General features: G+C 61.3%; 28 protein-coding genes. 11 read left to right on the top strand and 17 right to left on the bottom strand.

All coding sequences use genetic code 11. The annotated features are described in order from the left end of the window. Window positions 1-17: 17 nt before the first annotated feature. From thiL to ACP7A2_RS20315, 4 genes are all read left to right on the top strand, one after another. On the top strand, window positions 18-974 hold the full coding sequence (thiL, locus tag ACP7A2_RS20330; protein WP_426135654.1) for a thiamine-phosphate kinase: 957 nt from the start codon (window positions 18-20) through the stop codon (window positions 972-974). A 180-nt stretch (window positions 975-1,154) separates the two neighbouring features. Further along, entirely contained in the window at window positions 1,155-1,772 is a 618-nt protein-coding gene (gene ribA / locus ACP7A2_RS20325; RefSeq protein ID WP_348056174.1) for a GTP cyclohydrolase II, read from the top strand. Then, the gene (locus ACP7A2_RS20320; protein ID WP_426135653.1) at window positions 1,769-2,188 is read left to right on the top strand and encodes an MFS transporter; all 420 of its coding nucleotides are present in this window, start codon (window positions 1,769-1,771) and stop codon (window positions 2,186-2,188) included. The genes ribA and ACP7A2_RS20320 overlap by 4 nt, the downstream gene beginning before the upstream one ends. After that, a complete protein-coding gene (locus tag ACP7A2_RS20315) occupies window positions 2,185-2,973 on the top strand; it encodes a cobalamin-binding protein (protein ID WP_426135652.1) in 789 nt (262 codons plus the stop codon). The genes ACP7A2_RS20320 and ACP7A2_RS20315 overlap by 4 nt, the downstream gene beginning before the upstream one ends. A gap of 98 nt (window positions 2,974-3,071) precedes the next feature. Here the strand turns inward: ACP7A2_RS20315 and ACP7A2_RS20310 are convergent, their stop codons facing one another. The 5 genes from ACP7A2_RS20310 to ureE form a co-directional block, all read right to left on the bottom strand. Then, on the bottom strand, window positions 3,072-4,970 hold the full coding sequence (locus tag ACP7A2_RS20310) for a TonB-dependent receptor domain-containing protein (RefSeq protein WP_426135651.1): 1,899 nt from the start codon (window positions 4,968-4,970) through the stop codon (window positions 3,072-3,074). 290 nt (window positions 4,971-5,260) lie between these two features. Next, window positions 5,261-5,833 (bottom strand): HupE/UreJ family protein, encoded by a 573-nt coding sequence (locus tag ACP7A2_RS20305; RefSeq protein ID WP_426135650.1) that lies wholly within the window; start codon window positions 5,831-5,833, stop codon window positions 5,261-5,263. Window positions 5,834-5,858: 25 nt separating this feature from the next. Beyond that, complete coding sequence (ureG, locus tag ACP7A2_RS20300) at window positions 5,859-6,473, bottom strand: urease accessory protein UreG (RefSeq protein ID WP_017737493.1); 615 nt, start codon at window positions 6,471-6,473, stop codon at window positions 5,859-5,861. An 11-nt stretch (window positions 6,474-6,484) separates the two neighbouring features. Then, window positions 6,485-7,159, bottom strand: a complete 675-nt coding sequence (locus ACP7A2_RS20295; RefSeq protein WP_426135649.1) for an urease accessory protein UreF — start codon at window positions 7,157-7,159, stop codon at window positions 6,485-6,487. Continuing rightward, window positions 7,156-7,656, bottom strand: a complete 501-nt coding sequence (gene ureE, locus ACP7A2_RS20290) for an urease accessory protein UreE (RefSeq protein ID WP_078740442.1) — start codon at window positions 7,654-7,656, stop codon at window positions 7,156-7,158. The genes ACP7A2_RS20295 and ureE overlap by 4 nt, the downstream gene beginning before the upstream one ends. 327 nt (window positions 7,657-7,983) lie before the next feature. Here ureE and ACP7A2_RS20285 point away from each other — a divergent pair, with 327 nt between their 5' ends. Further along, window positions 7,984-8,457, top strand: coding sequence for a C40 family peptidase (locus tag ACP7A2_RS20285; protein ID WP_426135648.1), 474 nt, complete (start codon window positions 7,984-7,986; stop codon window positions 8,455-8,457). 5 nt (window positions 8,458-8,462) lie between these two features. Here ACP7A2_RS20285 and ACP7A2_RS20280 read toward each other — a convergent pair whose 3' ends face one another. Together ACP7A2_RS20280 and ACP7A2_RS20275 are read right to left on the bottom strand one after the other, a co-directional pair. Beyond that, the gene (locus tag ACP7A2_RS20280; RefSeq protein WP_426135647.1) at window positions 8,463-9,095 is read right to left on the bottom strand and encodes a TetR family transcriptional regulator; all 633 of its coding nucleotides are present in this window, start codon (window positions 9,093-9,095) and stop codon (window positions 8,463-8,465) included. Between the two features lie 150 nt (window positions 9,096-9,245). Further along, entirely contained in the window at window positions 9,246-9,617 is a 372-nt protein-coding gene (locus tag ACP7A2_RS20275; RefSeq protein ID WP_426135646.1) for a hypothetical protein, read from the bottom strand. Between the two features lie 369 nt (window positions 9,618-9,986). On the opposite strand from ACP7A2_RS20275, the gene ACP7A2_RS20270 reads away from it, so the two are divergent. Further along, entirely contained in the window at window positions 9,987-12,056 is a 2,070-nt protein-coding gene (locus tag ACP7A2_RS20270) for an AsmA family protein (protein WP_426135645.1), read from the top strand. A gap of 182 nt (window positions 12,057-12,238) precedes the next feature. On the opposite strand, the gene ACP7A2_RS20265 is transcribed toward ACP7A2_RS20270, so the two are convergent. Next, window positions 12,239-12,769 (bottom strand): ferritin-like domain-containing protein, encoded by a 531-nt coding sequence (locus ACP7A2_RS20265; RefSeq protein ID WP_426135644.1) that lies wholly within the window; start codon window positions 12,767-12,769, stop codon window positions 12,239-12,241. A gap of 176 nt (window positions 12,770-12,945) precedes the next feature. On the opposite strand from ACP7A2_RS20265, the gene ACP7A2_RS20260 reads away from it, so the two are divergent. Beyond that, window positions 12,946-13,836 (top strand): esterase/lipase family protein, encoded by an 891-nt coding sequence (locus ACP7A2_RS20260; protein ID WP_426135643.1) that lies wholly within the window; start codon window positions 12,946-12,948, stop codon window positions 13,834-13,836. Between the two features lie 102 nt (window positions 13,837-13,938). Here the strand turns inward: ACP7A2_RS20260 and ACP7A2_RS20255 are convergent, their stop codons facing one another. Next, a complete protein-coding gene (locus tag ACP7A2_RS20255; protein ID WP_426135642.1) occupies window positions 13,939-14,826 on the bottom strand; it encodes a DMT family transporter in 888 nt (295 codons plus the stop codon). 96 nt (window positions 14,827-14,922) lie between these two features. On the opposite strand from ACP7A2_RS20255, the gene ACP7A2_RS20250 reads away from it, so the two are divergent. The 3 genes from ACP7A2_RS20250 (at window position 14,923) to ACP7A2_RS20240 (ending at window position 17,231) form a co-directional block, all read left to right on the top strand. Further along, a complete protein-coding gene (locus ACP7A2_RS20250) occupies window positions 14,923-15,711 on the top strand; it encodes an AraC family transcriptional regulator (RefSeq protein WP_426135641.1) in 789 nt (262 codons plus the stop codon). Between the two features lie 72 nt (window positions 15,712-15,783). Continuing rightward, the gene (locus tag ACP7A2_RS20245) at window positions 15,784-16,086 is read left to right on the top strand and encodes a PsiF family protein (protein ID WP_426135639.1); all 303 of its coding nucleotides are present in this window, start codon (window positions 15,784-15,786) and stop codon (window positions 16,084-16,086) included. Window positions 16,087-16,217: 131 nt separating this feature from the next. Next, window positions 16,218-17,231, top strand: a complete 1,014-nt coding sequence (locus ACP7A2_RS20240; RefSeq protein ID WP_375068818.1) for an AI-2E family transporter — start codon at window positions 16,218-16,220, stop codon at window positions 17,229-17,231. A gap of 121 nt (window positions 17,232-17,352) precedes the next feature. On the opposite strand, the gene ACP7A2_RS20235 is transcribed toward ACP7A2_RS20240, so the two are convergent. Further along, on the bottom strand, window positions 17,353-18,621 hold the full coding sequence (locus ACP7A2_RS20235) for an Hsp70 family protein (RefSeq protein ID WP_375068816.1): 1,269 nt from the start codon (window positions 18,619-18,621) through the stop codon (window positions 17,353-17,355). 239 nt (window positions 18,622-18,860) lie between these two features. Here ACP7A2_RS20235 and ACP7A2_RS20230 point away from each other — a divergent pair, with 239 nt between their 5' ends. Beyond that, window positions 18,861-19,799: a DnaJ C-terminal domain-containing protein gene (locus ACP7A2_RS20230; protein ID WP_426135638.1), complete on the top strand. Its 939-nt coding sequence runs from the start codon at window positions 18,861-18,863 to the stop codon at window positions 19,797-19,799. 60 nt (window positions 19,800-19,859) lie between these two features. Here the strand turns inward: ACP7A2_RS20230 and ureC are convergent, their stop codons facing one another. The 7 genes from ureC to urtE all read right to left on the bottom strand — a co-directional run bounded on the left by ureC (window position 19,860) and on the right by urtE (window position 25,057). After that, entirely contained in the window at window positions 19,860-21,560 is a 1,701-nt protein-coding gene (ureC, locus tag ACP7A2_RS20225) for an urease subunit alpha (RefSeq protein WP_426135636.1), read from the bottom strand. Between the two features lie 117 nt (window positions 21,561-21,677). Continuing rightward, window positions 21,678-21,983: an urease subunit beta gene (locus ACP7A2_RS20220; protein WP_123716077.1), complete on the bottom strand. Its 306-nt coding sequence runs from the start codon at window positions 21,981-21,983 to the stop codon at window positions 21,678-21,680. Then, window positions 21,980-22,513, bottom strand: coding sequence for a GNAT family N-acetyltransferase (locus ACP7A2_RS20215; protein WP_426135635.1), 534 nt, complete (start codon window positions 22,511-22,513; stop codon window positions 21,980-21,982). The genes ACP7A2_RS20220 and ACP7A2_RS20215 overlap by 4 nt, the downstream gene beginning before the upstream one ends. A 5-nt stretch (window positions 22,514-22,518) precedes the next feature. Next, a complete protein-coding gene (locus tag ACP7A2_RS20210; RefSeq protein WP_348061986.1) occupies window positions 22,519-23,031 on the bottom strand; it encodes a GNAT family N-acetyltransferase in 513 nt (170 codons plus the stop codon). 9 nt (window positions 23,032-23,040) lie between these two features. Then, window positions 23,041-23,343 (bottom strand): urease subunit gamma, encoded by a 303-nt coding sequence (locus ACP7A2_RS20205; protein WP_010213535.1) that lies wholly within the window; start codon window positions 23,341-23,343, stop codon window positions 23,041-23,043. Window positions 23,344-23,487: 144 nt separating this feature from the next. Continuing rightward, a complete protein-coding gene (locus ACP7A2_RS20200; protein ID WP_426135634.1) occupies window positions 23,488-24,327 on the bottom strand; it encodes an urease accessory protein UreD in 840 nt (279 codons plus the stop codon). A gap of 31 nt (window positions 24,328-24,358) precedes the next feature. After that, window positions 24,359-25,057, bottom strand: a complete 699-nt coding sequence (gene urtE, locus ACP7A2_RS20195; protein WP_426135633.1) for an urea ABC transporter ATP-binding subunit UrtE — start codon at window positions 25,055-25,057, stop codon at window positions 24,359-24,361. Between the last annotated feature and the right edge of the window lie 89 nt (window positions 25,058-25,146).

Below are 25,146 nucleotides of genomic sequence, written 5' to 3'. Positions count from 1 at the left end.
TGCGCTTGAGCTGCCAAATGGGCGAGTTTGAGCTGATCCGCAACTACTTCGCCGCCGCGCCATGTGCGCAGGGCGGCGCAGGCATTGCCCTTGGGATCGGCGATGACTGCGCCTTGCTGGCGCTCCCCGCCGGGGAGCAGTTGGCAATCTCTACCGATACCTTGGTGGCCGGCGTGCATTTTGCCGACCCCTGCGATCCCTTTCTGCTTGGCCAGCGCTCGCTGGCCGTGGCAGTCAGCGATCTGGCCGCCATGGGCGCCAACCCCCTCGCGTTTACCCTTGCACTCACTACCCCGACGGTCGACGCCGATTGGTTGCAACGCTATGCACAGGGTTTGAACGCCATGGCGCAAAGCTGCGGCGTAGGCCTGATCGGTGGCGACACCACGCGCGGGCCGTTGAGCCTGACCCTGACCGTGTTTGGCCGCGTGCCGGCCGGCCAGGCGTTGACGCGCAGCGGTGCGCAACCGGGCGACCTGCTGTGTGTGGGCGGCGTACTGGGAGACGCCGCTGGCGCCTTGCCGTTGGTACTCGGCCAACGCAGCGCTGAGGCCGCCATTGCCGAGCCGCTGCTGGCGCATTACTGGTCGCCGCAACCGCAACTGGCGCTGGGCTTGGCGCTTCGTGGCAAAGCGACGTCTGCGATGGATATTTCCGACGGGCTTTTGGCCGATTGCGGGCATATCGCCAGGGCGTCGGCCGTCAGCCTGGTGATCGAGCGTCAGACGCTGCCGTTGTCAGCGGCCTTGCTGGCGTTTGTTGGCGATGACGCAGCCCGCTTGGCCGCGTTGAGCGGGGGCGACGACTACGTGTTGGCGTTCACCCTGCCACTTGCCGAACTGGCGCCGTTGCAGGCGGGCGGTTGGCCGATCCACGTGATTGGCCGGGTCGAGGCCGGGCAGGGCGTGACGCTGCTCGACGCCGATGGGCAAAACATCACCCCGGCGGTTCACGGCTACCAGCATTTTCGCTAGACACACACCGCTGCTGTTCTTCACGCGTGCCAGCCGCTTTGCGCGCCCTCACTTGCATAGAACCGGGGCGAAGGCCAATCGAACCGATTGATCTTTATCAGCGATAATTCAGCTTAAGCGTGTGCAGGAACCTGCTGTTACAATGGCGCCCTCTGTGAAATCTGAAATCAGGAGCACACGGTGCCCGTCGTTTTCGTCGCCGCTTCCAAGCTGCCTACCCCTTTTGCCACGTTCACCATGAACGGCTTTCTCGAAGAAGCCACGGGTCGCGAGCACGTTGTGCTCAGCCTGGGCGACATCGCCGATGGCGCGCCGGTGCTTGGCCGCGTGCACTCCGAGTGCCTGACCGGTGACGCGCTGTTCAGCCAGCGCTGTGACTGCGGCTCGCAACTGGAAGCGGCCATGCGCGCCATCGCCCGCGAGGGCCGTGGCGTGTTGCTGTACTTGCGTCAGGAAGGCCGAGGCATTGGCCTGATGAACAAGATTCGCGCCTACGAGCTGCAAGACGGCGGCGCCGACACCGTGGAAGCCAACGAGCGCCTGGGCTTCGCCGCTGACCAGCGTGACTACGCCATCTGCCTGCCGATGCTCGAATACCTGGGGGTCAAGTCCCTGCGCCTGATGACCAACAACCCGCGCAAGGTCAAAGCCTTGACCGAGATGGGCATCACCGTCGCCGAGCGCGTGCCGCTGCACACCGGGCACAACCCGCACAACAAGCTGTACCTGGCGACCAAAGCCAGCAAGCTCGACCACATGATGGGCAATGAGCATCAGGGCGAGGTTGACCGCGCGTGACCCGTGGCCAGGTGAAACGGCGACTGTCGTTCAATTGGTGGCAGTACCTGGCCCTGGCAGTGCTTCCGCTGTTCGTGCTTAACCTGGTGTTCGGCCAGGCCCAACCTCTGCTTCCCGTGTTGGCCATGCCGTTTTTTATCGCCGGCGTGGCCTCGATGTTTCTGAGCCTGCGATATTTTCACGGCTATAAACACGCGCTGATCGCCACCTCAAAAGCCCTGGATACTCCTGAAGAGCCGGCTGCCTGGATCACCCTCGCGGCCCGTCGGCGCGCGGCCTTGCTGGTGGCCGCACTGCCAGCCTGGATCGGCGCGCTGGCCGTGTTCGTAGGCCTGGAAGCCGTGCCGCTGTTTCTGCTGGCGCTGTCGACGCTGGTGCTGTTTTACCTCTATCGCATCCCGCGTCAGCTGGGATGAAGCGCCACTGGCTGGCGGTTTTGCTGCTGGCCTTCAGCGCCCAGGTGTTGGCGGTCGAGCGTGTGGTCAGCCTGGCGCCGTCGCTGTCTGAAATCGTCGTCGAACTGGGCGCTGCCGATGTGCTGGTGGGCGTGCTCGACGGCGGCGAGAGGCCGGCAGCGTTGGCGAGCGTGCCTTCGGTGGGGCATTACGGCCAGTTGGACATTGAGCGATTGCTCAGCCTCAAGCCTGACTTGATCCTGCTGTGGCCCGGCAGTGTGGGGCCAGCGCAGCGTGAGCAGTTGCAGCGCCTGAACATTCCCGTCTACGTGGCCGAGCCCCATACCCTTGAGCAACTGACCACTCAGGTTCAAGCAATTGCCGGGCAATTGGGGCGCGCTGATGCCGGCCAGGAACTGGCCGCACAGTTACGCCAGCGCCTGGCCGAGTTGCGCCAGCGTTATCGGCGTGACGAGCCATTGCGGGTGTTTTACCAGGTGTGGAACCAGCCGCTGTACACCGTCGGCGGTGGGCAGATCATCAGCGATGCGCTGACGGTGTGCGGGGCGCGCAATGTGTTCGATGACCTCAAGCTGCCCGCGCCGCAGGTGAATATTGAGTCGGTGTTGCAGCGAAATCCCGAGGTGATCCTGGTGGGTGATCAGGCCCGGAAGGATGACTGGAAGGTCTGGCCGGGGACGGCGGCGCGAGTGCGAGTGGTTCCGGACAAGGGCCTGGAGCGGCCCAGCGGGCAAATGCTGGAGGCGGTGGCGAGGTTGTGTCAGGTGATTGCGCCTAACCTGTGAGGCCGCTATCGCAGGCAAGCCAGCTCCCACCTTGGATTTGTAAATACTTTCCAATGTGGGAGCTGGCTTGCCTGCGATGAGGCCACCACAGGCAACAATCAAATCTCCGGCGTCCAGGTCACCCCAAACATCCACACCCGGCCTTCTTCCCGATAATTCTGATTATTCTGAAAGTTCGGGTCCTGATAGCTGTACATCGCCCGGGCATAAGCCTTGTCCAGCACGTTATCTACCTTCACCGACAACACCACTTCCCGACTCACCGCCCAACTGCCGCGCAACCCCAGCAACCCATAACCGCCCAGGCGATGGGTGTTTTCTGCGTCGTCATAGCTGGAACTGACCGCCTGCCAGCTTGCGCCAACGCCCAGTTTGTCGAACTGTCGATCCAGGTCCAGGCTCAGCGTACGCCGTGCCCTGCGCTCCAGGGTGTGGCCGTTCTCTCGATCACGCGGGTCAATCATTGAAAGCCCCAGGTTGCCTTGCCAGCCGAACAACTCTTGCTTGAGCGCTGCCTCGAAGCCATTGATCCGGGCCGATGCCACGTTGCGCGGAATGTAGAAATCCAGCTGTTGCGCAACGATGGCGTCCTTGAGGTCGGTGCGATACAGCGAGGTTTCCAGGCGCGTTGTCTCAGTCAGTTGACTGCGCCATTGCAGCTCATAGCTTTTTGAATGCTCTGGCTTGAGGTTGGGGTTGCTGCTGGCGGGGTAATACAGGTCGTTAAAGCTCGGTGCGCGGAAGCCTTCGCTGTAGGACAGCAACAGATCGTTGTCTGGATTGAGTGGCAGGGTGAGGGTGCCGCTCCAGGTGTTCTGGCTGCCAAATTGCTGGTTAGTGTCGTGGCGCAGGCCCAACTCAGTGGAAAACCGTTCGGCCGCGAAGCGATGCTGGATAAATGCCGCGCGGTTCCAGCGGCTGTCCTCGTCAAATTCAGTGGTGGCGCGCACCCGGTCCTCGTACCAGTCGCCGCCGAGGATCAGGCTGTTACGGTCATCCAGGCTCAGGTCGTTCTGCCAGTTCAGCGAGTCGCGGTAGGTATTGAAGGCGCTGCCCTCATCACTCAGGTGGTCGCGCTTCTTGTCGCGGTTCTCGCTGTGGCCCAGCTCCAGTCTGGTCTGCCAGCGGTCGTTGAGCTTGGCGTCGACATAGCCACTGGCGCTGCTCACCGTGTAGTCGGTGTAGGGCTGTTGGCCGACGGTTTCGAACATGTTGACGTAGCGCCCGAACGGATTGTCATAGTCCGACTTGCCCTGGCCATCCAGCAGGTTCAAGCCGACTTCCACCTCATCGCTCAATGAGTGGCTGAGGTTCAGGCTCAGGGACTTATTGCGGTAGGCGTCATGATCGCCATCGGTGGCAAAGGACTCGTGGGTCCAGTTGATGCCTTGAGTTTCATCCAGGCTGGCACCCAGGTTGAAGCGGGTGCGCTCATCGCCGCCGGATAGGCCGAGGCTGCGCTCCCAGGTCTGGTTGCTGCCAAAGCCCAGGTGCAGGCGTGGGTGAACACCCGCCTGTGCAGTGCGCCGGGTGAAAATCTGGATGACCCCGCCAATCGCATCACTGCCGTAGATCACCGAGCGTGAGCCGCGCAGCACTTCTACCCGCTCAATCTGATCGACGCTCAAATACTGCAACCCACTGTCACCCGAGGTGGCATTGGCGATGCGCTGGCCGTCCACCAGCACCAGGCTCTGGGCGGTCTTGGTGCCACGGATGAAGATCCCCGGCAAACTGCCACGCCCGCCGGTGGACGCGACTTGCACGCCGGGCACGCGGCTGAGCAGGTCGGTCACGCTGCCGGGTTGCAGGCGGTCGATGTCGGCGCGGGTGAACACGGTGTTGGCGGCACTGCTGTCGTTGCGCGCCTGCACCTGACGGTTGGCGCTGATGACCACGTCGGGAAGTTTCAGCGCGTCGTCGCGCTCGAAGGTGTCGGCCAGCAGGTCGGCGGCGGGGAGCAGCAGCAAGGGCAGGGCGAGGCGCAGGCGGGTCATGGGCTGTCCGTAGCATTCAGCAGTCATACAAAACAATGTGGGAGCTGGCTTGCCTGCGATGCAGCCACCTCGGTACATCAGGCAAAACCAGTAGATGCCATCGCAGGCAAGCCAGCTCCCACAAAAGCCAGCCCCCACACTGGACCATGCTTTTGATCTGGCTTTTGATCTTGATCTGAGACGCCCCGTTAACCACGCTCCAAAGCCGGAGTGAGGGCACACCGAGCATTAGCGAGGTGCCGAGTGGTGGGGCGGTGTACCCAAGCCCGGCAAAACCGCCCCCCAAAAACTCACCCCGCCAACAACCAAACCCCCGTCGCCGCCGAAGCCGCCCCCGCCACCCGCACCAACGGCGCCGCCGCCCCCGGCAGAACGCGCACCACCGCGTACCCCGCCGCATGCAAAACAGCCGTAGCAGCGACAAACCCCGCCGCATACGCCCAAGGGCTGGACATGTCCGGCAATTCCAACCCATGCGCCACACCATGAAACAGCGCGAACAACGCCGTCGCACCCACCGCCACAAACAACGGCGGCCGCACCGCCAGTGCCACCGCCAAACCCAGCGCCAGCACCGAAGCAGCAATCCCGCTTTCCAGCGCCGGCAATTGCAGCCCTTCAAAACCGAGCAGGCCGCCAATCAACATGGTGCCGACAAACGCACACGGCAGCGCCCAGCGCGCATTGCCTTGTTGCTGCGCCGCCCACAAGCCGACAGCGACCATCGCCAATAAGTGATCAATGCCGCCCAACGGGTGGCTGACACCGGCCACCCACCCATTATCGCCGTGCCCGGGGTGAGCAAAGGCGAGGGCGGGAGCCAGCAGCAAAGCGGCGGTTGCGAGAAGTTTGTTGAGACCCATGAGCAGGCTCCTTAAAAGGGTGGAATCAGGCAGCAGTCAGCAAGCCCTGACGTTCGATAAAGGCGACGATTTCTTCCAGGCCGACGCCGGTTTTCTGGTTGCTGAACACAAAGGGTTTACCGTTGCGCATGCGCGTGGTGTCGCTGTTCATCAACTCAAGAGAAGCGCCGACCAGAGGCGCCAGGTCGATCTTGTTGATCACCAGCAAGTCGGATTTGCAAATACCGGGCCCGCCTTTGCGCGGCAGCTTGTCGCCGGCAGACACGTCGATCACATAGATCGTCAGGTCCGACAGTTCAGGGCTGAAAGTAGCTGACAAGTTGTCGCCGCCAGACTCCACCAGAATCAGGTCCAGGCCGGGGAAGCGGCGGTTGAGCTGGTCGACGGCTTCAAGGTTGATCGAGGCGTCTTCGCGAATCGCCGTGTGCGGGCAGCCGCCGGTTTCCACGCCGATGATGCGCTCCGGCGCCAAAGCCTGGTTGCGTACCAGGAAATCGGCGTCTTCGCGGGTATAGATGTCATTGGTGACCACCGCCAGGTTATAGCGATCGCGCAGCGCCAGGCACAGGGCCAGGGTCAGGGCGGTCTTGCCGGAGCCCACCGGGCCACCGATGCCGACGCGCAGGGGTTGTGTGTTCATATCTGATTCTCCTAGGAACGGAACAGGCGGCTGTACTGGCGCTCGTGGGCCATGCACGCCAGGGACAGGCCAAACGCGGCGCTGCCCACGTGGTTGGGGTCGATGCGGGCGGCGTCCTGCTGGGCGTGTTGCAGCAAGGGCAGCAGTTCACTGGTCAAGCGTTGCGCGGCTTGCTGGCCCAGAGGCAGGGTTTTCATCAGCACGGCCAATTGGTTTTCCAGCCAGCTCCACAGCCAGGCGGCGAGGGCGTCGTCGGGGCTGATGGCCCAGGCGCGGGCGGCCAGGGCCCAGCCTAAAGCCAGGTGAGGTTCGGCCCGTTGTTCAAGAAAGCTGCGCGCGGCCGCGTCCAGTTCGGGCAGGCCGTTGAGCAGTTGTTGCAGGGAATAACCCATCTGCCGGCTTTCCTGGTACAGCTCACGCGTTTCGCGGCTGGCGCGATGCTCCTCGCACAGTTGCACCAGCTGTGACCAATCCTCATCCGCCGCGGCGCGGCAGTGGGCGAGTAACAACGGGGCTTCAAAGCGGGCGAGGTTGAGAGACAGCTGATCACTGATCCAGCGCCGAGCGCTGGCCGCATCGTTGACGCGGCCATTTTCCACGGCCATTTCCAGGCCTTGGGAATAGCTGTAGCCGCCAATCGGCAATTGCGGACTGGCCAGACGCAGCAGCGCCCAGGCCTTGTTCACAGGCGTACGCCGAACTGATGCAGTTTGGGCGGGTAGTTGAAGTCTTCGTCGCCATGGCGCGAATGGTGGTGGCCGCCGCCGTAGGCGCCATGTTCCGGCTGAAACGGCGCTTCAATGGTTTCAGTGGTGGCGCCCAACTGATCCAGCATGGCTTTGAGCACGTAGTCATCGAGCAGGCGCAGCCAGCCGTCGCCAACCTGCAAGGCCACATGGCGGTTGCCGAGGTGGTAGGCGGCGCGGGTCAGTTCAAACGCATTGGTGCAGGTGACGTGCAGCAGTTGTTCAGGGCGAGCACGCACGCGTACGACACGTCCGTCTTCGGCCTGTAGGCATTCGCCATCGTGCAGCGGCGGCTGGCCGCGCTCCAGAAACAAGCCGACGTCTTCACCGTCGGCACTGAAACAGCGCAGACGGCTCTTGCTGCGGGCCTCGAAGTTCAGCAGCAACTCGGCGGCCCAGAGGGCTTGGGGGGCGATTCGGCGGTGGATCACCAGCATCAGAAGGCTTCCAGCTATGAGCGATAAGAGAGCCAGAGCAAGGGGCTTGCCAACCCTGAAGGCAAGTAGGAAATCCCTGTAGGCAGGCACGGACATGCCACCGAATGGGGCATCAGCACATTAGGGTGGTGTTTCAATTTGGTGCGTGACTGACTGTATAGCCCCGGATGGGGGCGTTTTGCGTTGAGATCCACTACCTGCGGCGTGAAATATCTTTCATCTGTTCCTTTCAGATTTGTCCTACGAGCATCAAGGATTCCCCCTTCCAGAAATTACGCGCTGTTTGATTAGGATTTGCGCCGTGTTTAATTCACTGCGACGTCCATCATGTTCAAATCTTTTTTGTGTGTAGTCATTGTCAGCCTGGCCTGTGCCATTCCCTCGGCGTCGGCCATGTTCGAGCCGCGCGCGACCTCCATCGACAACGTGATCGACCGCGCCCACGAGTTGCTCGGCACGCCTTATAAAGCGGGCGGGCGCTCAACGGATCGCGGGTTTGATTGCAGCAGTTTTCTGGTCTATCTGTTCAAGACAGAAGCCGATATCCAGTTACCCCGAACCACCACCGACATGCACCGTTCAACCGCCGCGACCATCAAACGCAGTGCGCTCAAGCCTGGCGATGCCGTGTTCTTTTCGGGTAATGGGCGCGGTCGGGTCAGCCATGTGGGCCTTTATATAGGCCAGGACAAGTTCATCCACTCACCCAGTAGCGGCAAGCGCGTGCGTATCGATTCGTTGAGCAACAGCTACTGGAAGAAGAGCTACACCACCGCCAAGCGTTTTCACACCGCAGGCTGATCGGCTTACTCAGTGCTGCCCAACCCTTGCCAGTGCTTGAGCCCGATAAAGATAAAGCGCAACTGCTGGGTGATTTTCGCCTGAGGCGTGAGGTGGGCGGGTAGCGCCTCGGCCGGCGGGTCGATGATGTCGGGCAGGGTCGCGAACACACTTTTTACGATCAGGTCGGCCATCACGTGCAGGCCTTCGGCATCCAGATGCTGGAGCTTGGGCATGGAGGTCAGGTCGGCCGCGAGGTCGCGGGTGATGTCTTCGCGCAGCGCTCCAATGGCTTGGCGCACGGCGAGGCAGCCGCCGTATTGCTCGCGGGCCAGGAACAGGAATTGCGATCGGTTGGCCGAGACCACATCCAGAAAGATACGCACGGACGCATCAATAATGCCGCCCATCACGAATTCGTTATGGCGCACCAGGCGAATCGTGGCGCGGAAAGTCTGGCCGACTTCACTCACCAGTACCAAACCCAGTTGGTCCATGTCGTCAAAATGACGATAGAACCCTGTCGGCACGATGCCGGCGGTCTTCGCCACTTCGCGCAGGCTGAGGCTGCCAAACCCTCGGCCACACTCCATCAGATGGCGGGCTGCGTCCATCAGGGCGAGGCGGGTCTGTTGCTTCTGTTCGGCGCGGGGCAGCATTGGCGGGTGGGCTTTGTCGGCAAGTACAGCGACGCACTCTAGCAAAACAGCTTTGCCGGCGTCGAACTTGGCAGGCGTCAGGCGTGATGCGGTTTATAAAAAAGCAAAAGCCCGATCGGCAGATCGGGCTTTTTTCTGGGCCACCACGGGTTAGCTCTGCGCTTGATGCAGTTCTTGCAGGCGGTCCGAACCACCTTCAGCAACACCTTCGGTGTAAGCGCGTTCGTTGGCTTGTTCAGCGCCGCCTTCTACCAGACCTTTCTGTTCCAGGCGATCACGGCCACCTTCAGCAACGCCTTCGGTGTAAGCACGTTTGTTGGCATGTTCCGAACCATTTTCAGCAACAGCGCCTTTGGCGTAGTCACGGTTTTCATCTTCTTGCGAACCGCTGCGAGCCAGGGTCTGGCTGGATTCAACGGCTTGAGCCTTGTTCTGTGGGGTAGCTTGTTCAGCGGCTGGCAGGGCAAAGGCACTGGAAGCGAGAACAGACAGCAGGGCGACAGCGAGTACTTGGCGTTTCATGATGGGTTGCTCCTTAGGAGGGCGATAAAGTGGGTACAGGGCTAATGCTACTCTCGATAAGTCGATATGAAAGTTCATAAACACAATGGTAATAATCAACAGAATTGATTGTTCTCGGCAGAGGCTCTAGGCCGGACCTCTCAAGCCCGCGGTTTTGCACCAAGGTGGGTATTTTCGACCCGTTCGTGGGTAACACTGGTGCAGTGTTAAGGGTTCGGATGATCAGGGCTGTAGGAAAAATTGCTTTTTTTACGGTTAATTCGGTTTCTGGCTAAACCCCGGCGCCGTTTGCCAGTCGTAGCCCTATAAGCTGTAGTCACAAGGTGCGCCGCAGCGTGCACCCTCAGTCGTAATCAGGAGTCATGTGCAATGACGCGCACTCGTAAAATCGTCGCCTGGAGCTGCGCCAGCTTCGTTCTGTTAATCGCCGTAGTGGTCTTGGTGCTGGTGTTTTTTGACTGGAACCGCATCAAGCCGCCGCTCAATGCCAAGGTTTCCGAAGAGCTGCATCGACCCTTCGCCATCAATGGCAACCTGGCGGTAGTGTGGGCGCGCGAGCCCGAGGAAGGCGGCTGGCGTTCCTGGGTGCCGTGGCCCCACGTGATTGCTGAAGACCTGACCCTTGGCAACCCCGATTGGTCGAAAAAGCCGCAAATGGTCACGCTGAAAAAAGTCGAATTGCGCATTTCGCCCCTGGCGCTACTGGTGCAGCGCGTGGTGATTCCGCGCATCGACCTCACCGAGCCGAGCGCCGACCTGCAGCGCCTGGCCGATGGCCGCGCCAACTGGACCTTCAAATTCGACCCCAAAGACCCCAACGCCGAGCCTTCCAGCTGGGTGGTGGACATCGGCGCCATCGGCTTCGACAAAGGCCACGTGACCCTCGATGACCAAACCCTCAAGACCCAACTCGATGTGATCATCGACCCACTGGGCAAACCGATTCCCTTCGGCGAAATCGTCGGCGACGCCGATGCAAAGAAAGCCCTGGAGAAAGGCTCGGCGCCTCAGGACTACGCGTTTGCCCTCAAGGTCAAAGGCCAGTACCACGGCCAGAAACTCGACGGCACCGGCAAAATTGGTGGCCTGCTGGCCCTGCAGGACGCGGCCAAACCGTTCCCGCTGCAAGCCCAGGTCAAGATTGCCGATACCAGCATCGCTATCGCCGGTACCCTGACCGACCCACTAAACCTGGGTGCCCTGGACCTGCGCCTGAAACTGGCGGGCGCAAGCCTGGGCAACCTCTACCCGTTGACGGGCGTTACCCTGCCGGACTCCCCGGCGTACTCCACCGATGGTCACTTGATCGCCAAGTTGCATGACGCCAATGGCGCGTCGTTCACCTATGAAAACTTCAACGGCAAGATCGGCAACAGCGATATCCATGGTGACCTGGGCTACGTCGCCAGCAAGCCACGGCCGAAGCTCACCGGCGCTCTGGTCTCCAACCAACTGCTGATGGCTGACCTTGCACCCCTCATCGGTGCCGACTCCAACGCCAAGCAAAAAGCCCGTGGCGGCGAAAGCAAGCAGCCGGCTACCAAAGTGCTGCCGGTCGAGGAGTTCCGTACCGAGCGCTGGCGCGATATGGACGCCGACGTGGACTTCACCGGCAAGCGCATCGTGCACAGCGCCGAGCTGCCCTTCACCGACCTCTACACCCACTTGGTGCTCAACGATGGCACGTTGAGCCTGGAACCCCTGCGCTTTGGTGTAGCGGGCGGCAAGCTGGACGCGCAGATTCGTCTGAATGGCCGCACTACGCCGATGGAAGGCCGCGCCAAACTCACCGCGCGCAACTTCAAGCTCAAGCAGTTGTTCCCGACCTTCGAACCGATGAAAACCAGCTTTGGTGAACTCAACGGCGACGCGGATATTTCCGGGCGTGGCAACTCCGTGGCCGCACTGTTGGGCACCTCCAACGGTGACCTGAAAATGCTCATCAACGACGGCGCCATCAGCCGTGGGCTGATGGAAATTGCCGGGCTCAACGTGGGCAACTACGTGGTGGGCCGCCTGTTCGGCGACAAGGAAGTGAAGATCAACTGCGCAGCGGCAGACTTCGGCATCAAGACCGGCCTGGCGACCACTCGCCTGTTTGTGTTCGATACCGAGAACGCGATCATCTACATCGATGGCACCGCGAACATGGCCAGCGAGCAGCTTGACCTCACCATCACGCCGGAATCGAAGGGCTTTCGCCTGTTCTCCCTGCGTTCGCCGCTGTACGTCAACGGCCCGTTCATCAAGCCCAATGCCGGTGTGAAAGCCATTCCGTTGGCATTGCGCGGCGCGGGCATGGTGGCGCTGGGCGTGATTGCCGGCCCGGCCGCTGGCCTGTTGGCACTGGTTGCTCCCAGCGGCGGAGAGCCGAACGAATGCGCGCCGCTGCTGCAACAGATGAAGGAAGGCAAGGCGCCAAAAACCGTGAAGGGCTAACGGACCAAGCCGGGTACAAAAATGTGGGAGCTGGCTTGCCTGCGATAGCGGTGTAACAGTCGATACATGGGCTGCCGCTCAGACGCTATCGCGGGCAAGCCCGCTCCCACATTTGATTGGCGGTGTTGCGGACAAAAAAAAGGGGGGCCTGATTTATCAGGTCCCCCTTTTTGTACCGCCAATTACAAGCTGCTGAGAATGTCCGCCATGTCGTCGGCGTGCTCTTCTTCCTGAGCGAGGATTTCTTCAAACAGGCGGCGAGTGGTCGGGTCCTTGTCGCCGATGTACTGAATGATCTCGCGGTAGCTGTCCACCGCGATACGCTCAGCCACCAGGTCTTCGTAGACCATTTCCTTCAGGTTGTTACCGGCCACATATTGAGCGTGGGAGTTTTTCGACAACAGGTCCGGGTTGAACTCCGGCTCGCCGCCCAGTTGCACGATGCGCTCGGCCAGCTTGTCGGCGTGCTCGGCTTCCTGGGTCGCGTGCTCAAGGAATTCCTCAGCCGCCACATGCGCTTTCACGCCGGAGGCCATGAAATAGTGGCGCTTGTAACGCAATACACAGACCAGTTCAGTGGCCAGCGAAGCGTTGAGCAAGCGAATGATTTCTTCGCGGTCAGCGTCGTAACCTTCAGTCACGGCACCGTTTTCGACGTTCTGGCGGGCGCGTTCGCGCAGGGTCGCAACGTCAGTCAAGTGTGCTTCAGTCATCTCAATCTCCTGGTGCTAATCCGGTTTTACGCCACGCTCTGCTGGCGTGATCGCTCCAACTTGTGAGTGCTGCGCGCAGCAAAAAGTTTTATTGGATTTGCCCGGATGTGTCACAACCTCGTCGCGCAGTTGGGCTAACCTCATTTTACCGCCTTTGGATCACGGACGTTTGCTTCATGTCGCAGCCGTTAGCTACACGTTACCCGCTGGTATTGGTGCCTGGCATGCTCGGGTTTGTGCGCGTCGGGTTCTTTCCCTATTGGTACGGCATCGTGCCGGCCCTGCGCGCAGGGGGGGCGCAGGTGTATCCCGTGCAGGTGGCGCCGCTGGATTCCAGTGAAGTGCGCGGCGAGCAATTGCTGATCCAGATTGAGCAGATTCGCCGTGAGACAGGCGCCGACAAAGTCAACCTGATCGGCCATAGCCAGGGCGCCTTGACCGCACGTTACGCGGCGGCCAAACGCCCGGAATGGGTGGCGTCCGTGACCTCGGTGGCCGGGCCGAATCACGGCTCGGAGCTGGCGGACCATATCCACGCCCACCACCCGGCAGACAGCGTGAAGGGCCGAATCATGAGCGCGCTGTTTCATTGGGTCGCCTGGGTGATGGGCGTGCTCGAAACCGGCTATCGCGGGCCGCGCTTCAAGGCGGATTTGCAGGCCTCGCATCATTCCCTGACCAGCGCCGGCGTGGCGTTGTTCAACCGCCAATATCCCCAAGGCTTGCCGCACACCTGGGGCGGGCAGGGCCTGGAGGAGGTCAACGGCGTGCGCTATTACTCGTGGTCTGGCACGTTGCAGCCGGGCAAGACCGACCGTGGACGCAACCTGCTGGACGGCACGAATCGCAGCTGTCGGCTGTTTGCGCGCAGTTTTGTGCGCGAGAAGGGGCAGTGCGACGGCATGGTTGGGCGCTACAGCTCTCATCTGGGCACGGTCATTGGCGATGACTACGCCCTGGACCACTTCGATATCGTCAACCAGTCGCTGGGGCTGGTGGGCAAGGGCGCGGAGCCGATTCGGTTGTTTGTCGAGCATGCGCAGCGGTTGAAGGCTGCTGGGGTTTAGCCGGGGACCGCGTTATCGTTCATCGCAGGCAAGCCAGCTCCCACCTGGTGATGTGGAAACCCAATCAAATGTGGGAGCTGGCTTGCCTGCGATGGCGGTGGTTCAGGCCACACTAACCTTCTGCCTGACCGGCGTAGTCCAGCGCTCTGACAAAATCACCCCTCCCAGCGTCAGCAACCCGCCGACCAGGTGATACGGCGCCAATTCCTCCTTCAACACCACCGCCGCAATCAGCGCGGTGATCAGCGGCAGCAAGTTGAAAAACAGCGTGGTCCGACTCGGCCCCAGGGTTTTGATGGAGTGCATCCACGCCAGCGGCGCCAGCATCGACGCCAGCAAACAGGCGTACAGAATCAGCGGAATATTCGCCCAGCCCAACCCCGCTTTCGCCGAAAACAGGAACAGCGGAAACAGCACCACCACCGCCACCAGTATCTGCAAATACAGCAACACCAACGGCGGCAGGCGCAGCTGCCATTTTTTCAGCAGGGTGCTGTAGACCGCGTAGGCCAGGGTGGCGATCAACATCATGCCGTCGCCCAGGTTGACCCCATGTTGCAGCAAGGCGCCGAGGCTACCGGCTGAAACCACCACCACCACGCCGGCAAACGACAGCACTGCACCGGTCAGCGCGCCAAAGGTCAGGCGCTGGCCGAGGCTGATGATCGCCGCCGTCAGGGCCATCAACGGCATCAGCGACAGGATGATGCCCATGTTGGTCGCCGTGGTGACCGTCGCCGCGTAGTAGGCCAGGCTTTGGTAAACCGCCATGCCGAGCACGCCGAGAATGAAGATTTTGCCCAGGTTCGGGCGAATCAGCGGCCAATTGGCAATTACCGGTTTGAGCATGAACGGGGTGAACAGCAGCGCCGCCAGCACCCAGCGGTAAAAGCCGATCTCGGCGGGGAAGATCGAGCCCACGGCGAGCTTATTGACCACGGTGTTGCCGGCCCAGATAAAAATGGCCAGCAGGGGATACGCGTATTGCATCGAAGGAACCAGATAGGGTGTTGAGCCGGGATTATCCCTTGTCTGGATCGAAGCCTATACTGCGAACCAGACAAACGACCTCTGTATGCAGACAACATGCCCCGACACACCATACGCCTCGCGGATTTCCCCAGCCTGCCAAGCCCCGTGTACTTCCGCTATTCCGATTTGGCCCCTGATACTGAGTGCACGCCGCATCAGCACTTCTGGGGGTCGCTGGATTATTCGGCCAGCGGCGTCATGCGCATGGAAGTGGCCGGCAACCGCTTCATGTCGCCGCCGCAGTACGCGGTATGGATTCCTCCCTGTACCGAGCACAGCTCCTACAACGCCCAGGCGATTGTCTATCGTTCGGTAGGCCTGGCCCCGGAACTCTGCGAGCAACTGCCGCAGGCGCCGTGCACCTTGGCGATCAGTGACATTCTCAAGGCTATCCTTGGCGACTTTGCCCGGCGCGACGTCAACATTCCGCAAACCGAAGCGGATGTCCGACTGGCGCATGCGTTGGTGGACCAGCTCAAACAGGCGCCGATTCACGATTGCTTCCTGCCCTATGCCCGTCATCCCGGTTTGTTGGGTGTACTCGAAAGCATGCAGGCTGACCCCGGCGACAATCGGCCCCTGGCGCAGTGGGCCGAGCAGGTGCATGTCAGCGAGCGCACCCTGGCGCGCCAGTTCGTGCGGGAAGTGGGCATGAGCTTCGGCGAATGGCGCCAGCGCCTGCGTTATCTGGCCGCCATCGAAGCCCTCGACAGCGAACACAGCGTGCAACATGTAGCCTTCGACCTGGGTTACAGCACCGCGTCGGCCTTCATCGCGATGTTCCAGCGCCACGCCGGCTGCACCCCGGAGCAATACCGTCGGTCGAATATTCGCAGCCGCTAGAGATGTAACAGCCTTTGACTACACTGCCGTGTAGGCCGTGCCCTTTCGGCACGGTAACAGGGAGAAAACTCTATGAAGATCCTGCGAATTCCGCTGTTGATGATGGGCCTGCTGTTATGTTCCCAAGGGTTTGCCGCCACCGCTCAGCAAAACAAAATGACCACCTGCAACGCTGAAGCCACCACCAAGACCCTCAAAGGCGACGACCGTAAAGCCTTTATGAAAACCTGCCTGTCGGCACCAGCGGCCAACGACGCCAAGACCCTGACCCCGCAGCAACAGAAGATGAAAGACTGCAATGCTTCGGCGAAAACACAGGCGCTGACCGGCGAGGCGCGTAAAACCTTTATGAGCACTTGCCTCAAAGGTAGCTGACGCTGGAGATCAATTGTGGGAGCAGGCAAGCCAGCTGCCACAATTGATTGCATTCGCACCCGATACTCTCGCTTGATTCCCTCAAGGCTGGCAGACTGCCCTTCCTTTAACGCCGTTCGTTTTGAGGCTGTATGCCAACGTTTTCGCAGCGTCACGTGTTGTTGCTGGTCAGTTGCATCATTATTTTCGGTGGATTACTGCTGGTCCTGCCGCTCAAGTTGTTGCCTAGCCTGTTGGCCGGTCTGCTGGTGTATGAGCTGGTCAATATGCTCACCCCGCAGTTGCAACGCCTGATCGAAGGCCGGCGTGCGCGTTGGCTGGCGGTGGCTTTGCTCGGCACCTTGATCGTCAGCGTGCTGACCCTGATCTTCGCCGGCGCCATCAGCTTTCTGCTTCACGAAGCCGAAAATCCCGGAGCGTCCCTCGACAAATTCATGGGGGTGGTCGACCGCGCGCGCGGGCAACTGCCGCCGTTCATCGACGCCTACCTGCCCGCCAGCGCCGCCGAATTCCGCGTGGCCATCGGCGACTGGCTGAGCAAGCACCTGAGCGAACTGCAGCTTGTGGGCAAGGACGCCGCGCACATGTTCGTCACCTTGCTGATCGGCATGGTGCTCGGCGCGATCATCGCCTTGCAGCGCGTGCCCGACCTGACCAAACGCAAACCGTTGGCCGCCGCCTTGTTCGACCGCCTGCACCTGCTGGTCCAGGCCTTTCGCAACATCGTCTTCGCCCAGATCAAGATCGCCGCGCTCAACACCGCCTTTACTGCGATCTTCCTGGCCGTGGTGCTGCCGCTGTGCGGGATTCACCTGCCGCTGACCAAAACCCTGATCGTGCTGACCTTCCTGCTCGGCCTGCTGCCGGTGATCGGCAACCTGATGTCCAACACGCTGATCACCATCGTCGCATTATCGCTGTCGATCTGGGTGGCAGTGGCGGCGTTGGGGTATTTGATTGTGATCCACAAGGTCGAATACTTCCTCAACGCGCGGATCGTGGGCGGGCAGATCAGTGCCAAGTCGTGGGAATTGCTGTTGGCAATGCTGGTGTTTGAGGCGGCATTCGGCCTGCCGGGCGTGGTGGCGGGGCCGATTTACTATGCGTATCTCAAGAGCGAGCTGAAGCTCGGCGGGATGGTTTAAGCCTTGATGTTGCCTGAGCTGACGCCATCGCGGGCAAGCCCGGCTCCCACATTTGGAATGCATTCCAGTGTGGGAGCCGGGCTTGCCCGCGATAGGGGCGCCACGGTCTCTGAGCTAGAACTCAGCAGCCGTACCGCTTACTGGCTTCGATAGCGAGACCGCTGCCGATACTGCCAAAGATATTCCCTTCCACATGCCGCGCATTCGGCAACATTGCCGAGATGCTGTGGCGCAGTGCCGGAATCCCGCTGGAACCACCGGTAAAGAACACCGTGTCCACCTGCTCGACACTCACCGTTGCATCGTTAAGCAATTGCGTAACACTGGCGCGTATGCGTTCGAGCAACCCGTCAATCGCTGACTCAAACAGCGCCCGGCTCAGTTCAACACTCAGCCCCGGCTCAACCCGGTCGAGCAGCACGTGGCGGCTGTCTTCGTGGGTCAGCTGGATCTTGGTTTCTTCCACTTCCATCGCCAGCCAGTGGCCCGCGCGCTGTTCAATCAATTTGAACAGGCGGTCGATGCCGCCGGTGTCTTCGATGTCGTAGCGCATGCTGCCCAGGGCCAGCTGGGATTTTTGCGAATACACCGAGTTGATGGTGTGCCAGGTGGCGAGGTTCATGTGGTGGCTGGTGGGCATGTAGGCGCCGCTTTTCATGCGGCTGCCGTAGCCGAACAGCGGCATCATGCCTTGCAGGCTGAGCTGTTTGTCGAAGTCGGTACCGCCAATGTGCACGCCGCCAGTGGCGAGGATGTCATCCTGGCGGTTGTCGTTGTGGCGACGATCCGGGGACAGGCGCACCAGCGAGAAGTCGGACGTACCACCGCCGATGTCGACAATCAGCACCAGCTCTTCTTTCTGGATGGTCGACTCGTAGTCGAAGGCTGCCGCAATCGGCTCGTACTGGAACGAGATGTCTTTAAAACCGATCTTGCGCGCTACGTCCACCAGGGTGTTTTCGGCTTCCTGGTCGGCCATCGGGTCGTCATCGACGAAAAACACCGGGCGGCCCAAAACCACTTCTTCGAACTCCCGGCCGGCGGTGGCTTCAGCGCGGCTCTTGAGTTGGCCAATAAACAGCGCCAGCAGGTCGGTAAAGGGCATCGCGGTGCCGAGCACGCTGGTGTCGTGCTTGATCAACTTGGAACCCAGCAGGCTTTTGAGCGAGCGCATCAGCCGGCCTTCGTAGTTTTCCAGGTATTCGTGCAGCGCCAGGCGGCCGTACACCGGGCGGCGCTCCTCGAAGTTGAAGAACACCACCGACGGCAGGGTGATTTTGTCGTCCTCCAGCGCGATCAGCGTTTCCATGCCGGGACGAATCCAGCCGACGGTGGAGTTGGACGTGCCGAAGTCGATACCGCAGGCACGGGCTGGGGATGAGTTTTCCATGACAATCAGGTTCCGGTTGAAAAACGGCCGCGCAGTGTATGCCAGTCGAGGCCGGATGCGTAGGCCGACCATCCGTTAAATCGTGCTTGAAACCTGGGGATTTGCCCCCACATCTGCTGCATACGGCAAGTGCCGATAACACTTTGACGCACCCCCCAGGCCACATCACTCAACAGGTGCAAAGCAGCGCACGTTGTGCCCCGGGCTGTGCGATCTCGATTCAGGAAGGTGAACCGCCGATGGATTTCAAAGATTACTACAAGATACTGGGTGTCGAGCCGAGCGCCGATGACAAGGCAATCAAGGCCGCCTATCGCAAGCTCGCACGCAAATATCATCCGGATGTAAGCAAGGAAAAAGACGCCGAAGAGAAATTCAAGGACGCGTCCGAAGCCTATGAGGCGCTTAAAAGCGCCGACAAGCGCGCCGAATATGATGAGCTGCGCAAATACGGCCAGCATGGCCAGCCGTTCCAGGGGCCACCGGGCTGGCAGAGCCGTGGCGGCTTTGGCGGCGGTCAGGACACGGGCGACTTCTCGGACTTTTTCAGCTCGATCTTCGGCTCGCGCGGCGGCGGTTTTGAAGGCGCTCAGCGCCGTCCTGCCGGGCGTAAAGGCCAGGACGTGGAAATGCAGCTGACCGTGGCGCTCGAAGAAACGCTGTCCACCGAGTCCAAGCAGATCAGCTTCCAGGTGCCGCAATACGACGGCTCGGGCCGGCATGTCAGCAACACCACCAAGAGCCTGAATGTGAAGATCCCCGCCGGCGTGGCCGACGGTGAGCGCATCCGCCTCAAGGGGCAGGGCGCGCCGGGCATTGGCGGCGGCCCCAACGGTGACCTGTACCTGATCATCAAGTTTGCGGGGCATTCCAGATTTGAAGTGGAAGGCGAAAACCTGGTGATCACCCTGCCGTTGGCACCGTGGGAACTGGCGCTGGGGGCTGAAGTGGCCGTGCCCACGCTGACCGGCAAAATCAACCTCAAGGTGCCCGCCGGCAGCCAGAACGGCCAGCGCATGCGCGCCAAGGGCCATGGTTTGTTGAACAAGGCCGGTGAACGCGGCTTCCTGTACATCCAGCTCAAGGCTGTGATGCCCAAGCAGGCCGATGACGAGACCATCGCGCTGTGGCAGGAGCTGGCGAAGAAGGCCGCGTTCAACCCACGGGAAAACTTCTGAAAACAAAGGCCCGCGCTGACTAGCCAGCGCGGGCCTCTGAGGCGGCCATGCGCAACCCGCTCAGAACAGGAAATACCGCTGCGCCATCGGCAACACCTCGGCCGGTTCACACCACAGCAACACGCCATCGGCCTTGACCTGATAGGTCTGCGGGTCAACCTCGATGTCCGGCAGGTAATCGTTGTGGATCAAATCGGTTTTCTGCACGTTGCGGCAACCCTTGACCACGGCTATCTGCTTCTTCAACCCCAGCGCTTCGGGCAGCCCGGCGTCCTCGGCGGCCTGGCTGATAAAGGTCAGGCTGGTGGCGTGCAGCGAGCTGCCGAAGCTGGCGAACATCGGGCGGTAATGCACTGGCTGCGGCGTCGGGATCGAGGCGTTGGCGTCGCCCATCAGGCTTGAGGCAATCGCGCCGCCCTTGAGGATCAGGGTCGGCTTGATGCCAAAAAACGCCGGGCGCCACAGCACCAGGTCGGCCCATTTACCGACTTCGATGGAGCCAACAATATGGCTCACGCCGTGGGTGATCGCCGGGTTGATGGTGTACTTGGCGATGTAGCGTTTGGCGCGGAAGTTATCGTTGCCAGGGCCATCGCCGGGCAACGGGCCACGCTGTTTTTTCATCTTGTCGGCGGTCTGCCAGGTGCGCGTGATCACTTCGCCGACGCGGCCCATGGCCTGGCTGTCGGAGCTGATCATCGAGAACGCGCCAAGGTCGTGCAGGATGTCTTCGGCGGCGATGGTCTCGCGGCGGATGCGGCTTTCAGCGAAGGCCACGTCTTCAGCAATGCTGGGGTCCAGGTGATGGCAGACCATCAGCATGTCGAGGTGTTCGTCGATGGTGTTGCGCGTGAATGGCCGCGTCGGGTTGGTGGAGCTGGGCAGCACGTTGGCGAAGCCGCAGGCCTTGATAATGTCCGGCGCGTGACCGCCACCGGCACCCTCGGTGTGGTAGGTGTGGATGGTGCGACCCTTGAGTGCGGCCAGGGTGGTTTCGACGAAGCCGGACTCGTTGAGCGTGTCGCTGTGAATCGCCACTTGCACGTCGTAGTCGTCGGCAACGTTCAGGCAGTTATTGATACTGGCCGGGGTAGTGCCCCAGTCTTCGTGCAGCTTCAAGCCAATGGCGCCGGCCTTGACCTGCTCGATCAACGGTTCCGGCAAACTGGCGTTGCCCTTGCCGGTGAAACCGATGTTCATCGGGAACGAATCACTGGCTTGCAGCATGCGCGCCAGGTGCCATGGGCCGGAGGTACAGGTGGTGGCGTTGGTGCCGGTGGCCGGCCCGGTGCCGCCGCCGATCATGGTGGTGACGCCGCTGGTCAGTGCTTCTTCGATCTGCTGCGGGCAGATGAAGTGCACGTGGCTGTCGATGCCGCCAGCGGTGAGGATCATGCCTTCGCCAGCGATTACTTCGGTGCTGGCGCCGATGGACATGGTCACGCCGGGCTGGATGTCCGGGTTACCGGCTTTGCCGATGGCGTGGATGCGACCGTTTTTCAGGCCGACGTCGGCCTTGACGATGCCCCAGTGGTCGATGATCAGCGCGTTGGTGATCACCGTGTCGACCACTTCGTGGGCGAGCAGCTGGCTCTGGCCCTGGCCGTCACGGATAACCTTGCCGCCGCCGAATTTCACTTCTTCGCCATAGACAGTGAAGTCCTGTTCGACTTCGACAAACAATTCGGTGTCGGCCAGGCGGACCTTGTCACCGGCGGTGGGGCCGTACATGTCGGCGTAGGCTTGGCGGCTGATTTTCATGTGGTTGCCCTGAAATATTTGTGTTGAATGTGATTGCGCTATCGCAGGCAAGCCAGCTCCCACATTTGAATGCATTCACATTCCAAAGGTGGGAGCTGGCTTGCCTGCGATGAGGCCCTAAAGGTCGCCCATGATTCGTCCCGCAAATCCAAATACCCGCCGCCCGCCGCTCAAATCCACCAATTCCACTTCACGACTCTGCCCCGGCTCAAACCGCACCGCCGTGCCCGCTGGAATATTCAAACGCATGCCACGGCTTGCGGCGCGATCAAACGTCAGCGCGTCATTGGTCTCGAAAAAATGGTAATGCGAGCCCACCTGAATCGGCCGGTCGCCGCTGTTGGCCACACTGAGGGAAACGGTACGGCGGCCGACGTTGAGTTCGATCTCGCCAGGCTGGATCTGATATTCACCAGGAATCATGAGGGTTGCCCCAGGGTCTTGAAGTAGATGGCGGTCGGGGTGTAGCGCCCGTCCGGGCTTTGGCAGTAGTCGGGCAATTCACCGACTTTGGTGTAGCGCAGCGACTGGTAGAACGCTTCGGCACCGGAGCCGGCTTCGGTGTCGAGGTACAGCAGGCCGCGCTTGTGTTGGCGCGCGGCGAGTTCCAGGGTGTTCATCAGTTGTTGACCAAGGCCATGGCGCCGCGCACTGCTGTGCACCAACAGCTTTTGCACCTCGGCGCGGTTCAGGCCGTTGGCTTTCTGGCACAGCGCCAATTGCACGCTGGCGATCACCTGTTCGTCGCGCACCACCACCCACAGCAGCACGCTGGCGTCTTCAATGCTCGCCTGCACACCGTTCAAGTAGGTGCGGGCCTGGGCCTCGTCAAAATCAGCCATGAAGCCGACCGACGCACCGTGCTTGACCGCGTCCAGCAACAGCTCGATCAGGCCCAGGCGGTAGTGGGCAAAGCTTTCAGCATTGACTCGACGCAAATGCGCGGCGTTCATCGACCTCACTCCTTGGGCGGTTCGGCGCCCGGATTCAATGTCAGTTGCATAAAGGTCAGGTCCAGCCAGCGGCCGAACTTGATGCCCACCTGGGGCATCTGCCCGGTGGTGATAAAACCCAGGCGCTCATGCAGGCGGATCGACGCCGCGTTGCCGCTTTCGATGGCGGCGACCATCACGTGCTTGCCGCAGGTTCGGGCGCGCTCGATCAGGGCGTCCATCAGGCGCGGGCCCAGGCCCTTGCCGCGTTGGTCGTTGCGCACGTACACCGAGTGTTCGACGCTGTAGCGAAAGCCCTCGAAGGGCCGCCAGTCACCAAACGAGGCGTAGCCGGTGACTTCACCGTTGTCGATGGACACCAGGATCGGATAGGCCTGTGCCTGGCGCGCGTTGAACCAGGCCTGACGGTTGGCCAGGTCCACCGGTTGCTCGTTCCAGATCGCCGTGGTGTTCAGCACCGCGTCGTTGTAGATCGCGCGGATTGCCGGCAGGTCGTGCTCGGTTGCATCACGAATCATGCTCTCACCTCACGCGATGGGCTGGTGGACGGTGACCAGTTTGGTGCCGTCGGGGAAGGTAGCTTCCACCTGGATATCCGGGATCATTTCCGGGATGCCTTCCATCACCTGCTCGCGGCTGAGCAGGGTAGTGCCAAAGTGCATCAGGTCGGCCACGGTGCGGCCATCGCGGGCGCCTTCCATCAGGGCTGCGGAGATGTAGGCGATGGTTTCCGGGTAATTGAGCTTCACACCGCGTGCCAGACGGCGCTCGGCGACCAAGCCTGCGGTGAAGATCAGCAGCTTGTCTTTTTCCCGTGGGGTCAGGTCCATGGTTCAAGATCCTTCATAAAATGCATTCTTAAATACAACAGAGATCAAATGTGGGAGGTGGCTTGCCTGCGATGGCATCAACTCAGTGCCTTGTTTAACCGAGTCGTCTGCACGCAGGCAAGCCAGCTCCCACATAAACCGATTTCATGTGCTCCAGATTCTTGGTGCTACGGCCTCTCGGCCCAGTACGGCCGGTCGCAAAAGCCGCCATAAATCAATCAACCAGCCCCGAGCATGCAGCGCTTCGCTGGCCAGACAACGCGCCACCAGCAAGCCCGGCAATTGAGTCAGGTCACCGCGCACCGCATGGGGCAGGGCGCGGCACTGCTCGAGTAATTCCGGCTCGATGTCACCGGTCAGCAGCAACGTGGCAAACACCGGTTGCCCGTCCAGCCCGATGGGCGAGTCGAGCAAACCGTCGGCGCCCACAATGCGCTGGCGCTCATGCCAGAGCAACTGGCCGTCGCGGCGAATATCCAGGTGTGACTGAAAGTGGCCGAGGTCGAAACGCTCGCCACTGGCCGGGCGACCGAGGGCCACCACGTCCCAGTAGAACAAGCGGGCATCGCCCTTCAGTTCGATGCGCGTGGTCAGCTCTGCCTGGGCCGCGCTGAATACGATGGTTTCCTGGGGCAGCCATTCCAGCGTGGCACCGGCTTGCACCGTCAGTTCGAGTTGCTGAAATGCCGGGCCGTTGGCGCGATACCACTTGGCCGCGCCGGGGCTGGTCAATTGCGCCCAGGCGCCTTCGCCAACGTGGGCGCTGATGTCCAGGCGATCACCGCCGGCAATCCCGCCGGGCGGGTGCACGATGATGTGCTGGCACACCTCGGGGCCTTCGGCGTACAGGTGTTTTTGCACCCGCAGCGGGCCGAGGTGGCGACGCAGCACCGGGCGTGTGGTGTCGCCGAAACGCGCGTAGCCGAGTTCCAGCTCGGCGTGCCAGCTTGGGGTGAAGAGGGCGGTGGGAATGGGCAGGTTCATGGTTCAGTGCTTATCGTCAGGACGCTAGAGATTAGATGGTTACCAGCCCGCGTACACCCTCGGCTTCCATATTTTCACCACGGCCCTGCGCCACGATTTCGCCGCGTGACATCACCAGGTAGTGGTCGGCCAGTTCGGCGGCAAAGTCGTAGAACTGCTCCACCAGCAAAATCGCCATGTCGCCGCGTGCGGCGAGCTTTTTGATCACTGCGCCGATCTCCTTGATCACTGACGGCTGAATGCCTTCTGTGGGTTCATCGAGGATCAACAGGCGCGGACGGCTGGCCAGGGCGCGACCAATCGCCAGCTGTTGCTGCTGGCCGCCAGACAGGTCGCCGCCACGCCGGTGTTTCATTTGCAGCAAGACCGGGAACAGTTCGTAGATGAACGCGGGCACTTCCTTGGCCTCTGAACCCGGAAACCGCGACAGGCCCATCAGCAGGTTTTCTTCCACGGTCAGCCGCCCGAAAATCTCACGGCCTTGCGGCACATAGGCGATGCCGGCGTGCACACGCTGGTGCGGCTTGAGCCCGGTGATCGCCTTGCCTTCCCAATTCACTGCGCCTTCCTTGGCGGGCAGCAGGCCCATCAGGCACTTGAGCAGGGTGGTCTTGCCCACGCCGTTACGGCCGAGCAGGCAGGTGACTTCGCCGACCTTCACCTCGAATGAAAGCCCGCGCAGGATGTGGCTACCGCCGTAGTACTGGTGCAGCGTGTCGACTTGCAGCATGTTCAAATTCTCCTCAATTCCCTGATTGGAACCGGATCAACTGTGGGAGCTGGCTTGCCTGCGATGGCGGTGTATCTGATACACCCCCC

Origin of the sequence: Pseudomonas sp. PWP3-1b2, assembly GCF_049896045.1 — a bacterium.
In the GTDB taxonomy this organism is placed as follows: Bacteria; Pseudomonadota; Gammaproteobacteria; order Pseudomonadales; family Pseudomonadaceae; genus Aquipseudomonas; species Aquipseudomonas antarctica_B.
The sequence above is the reverse complement of the archived record's forward strand: the minus strand, read 5'-3'. Positions and strand labels throughout refer to the sequence as shown.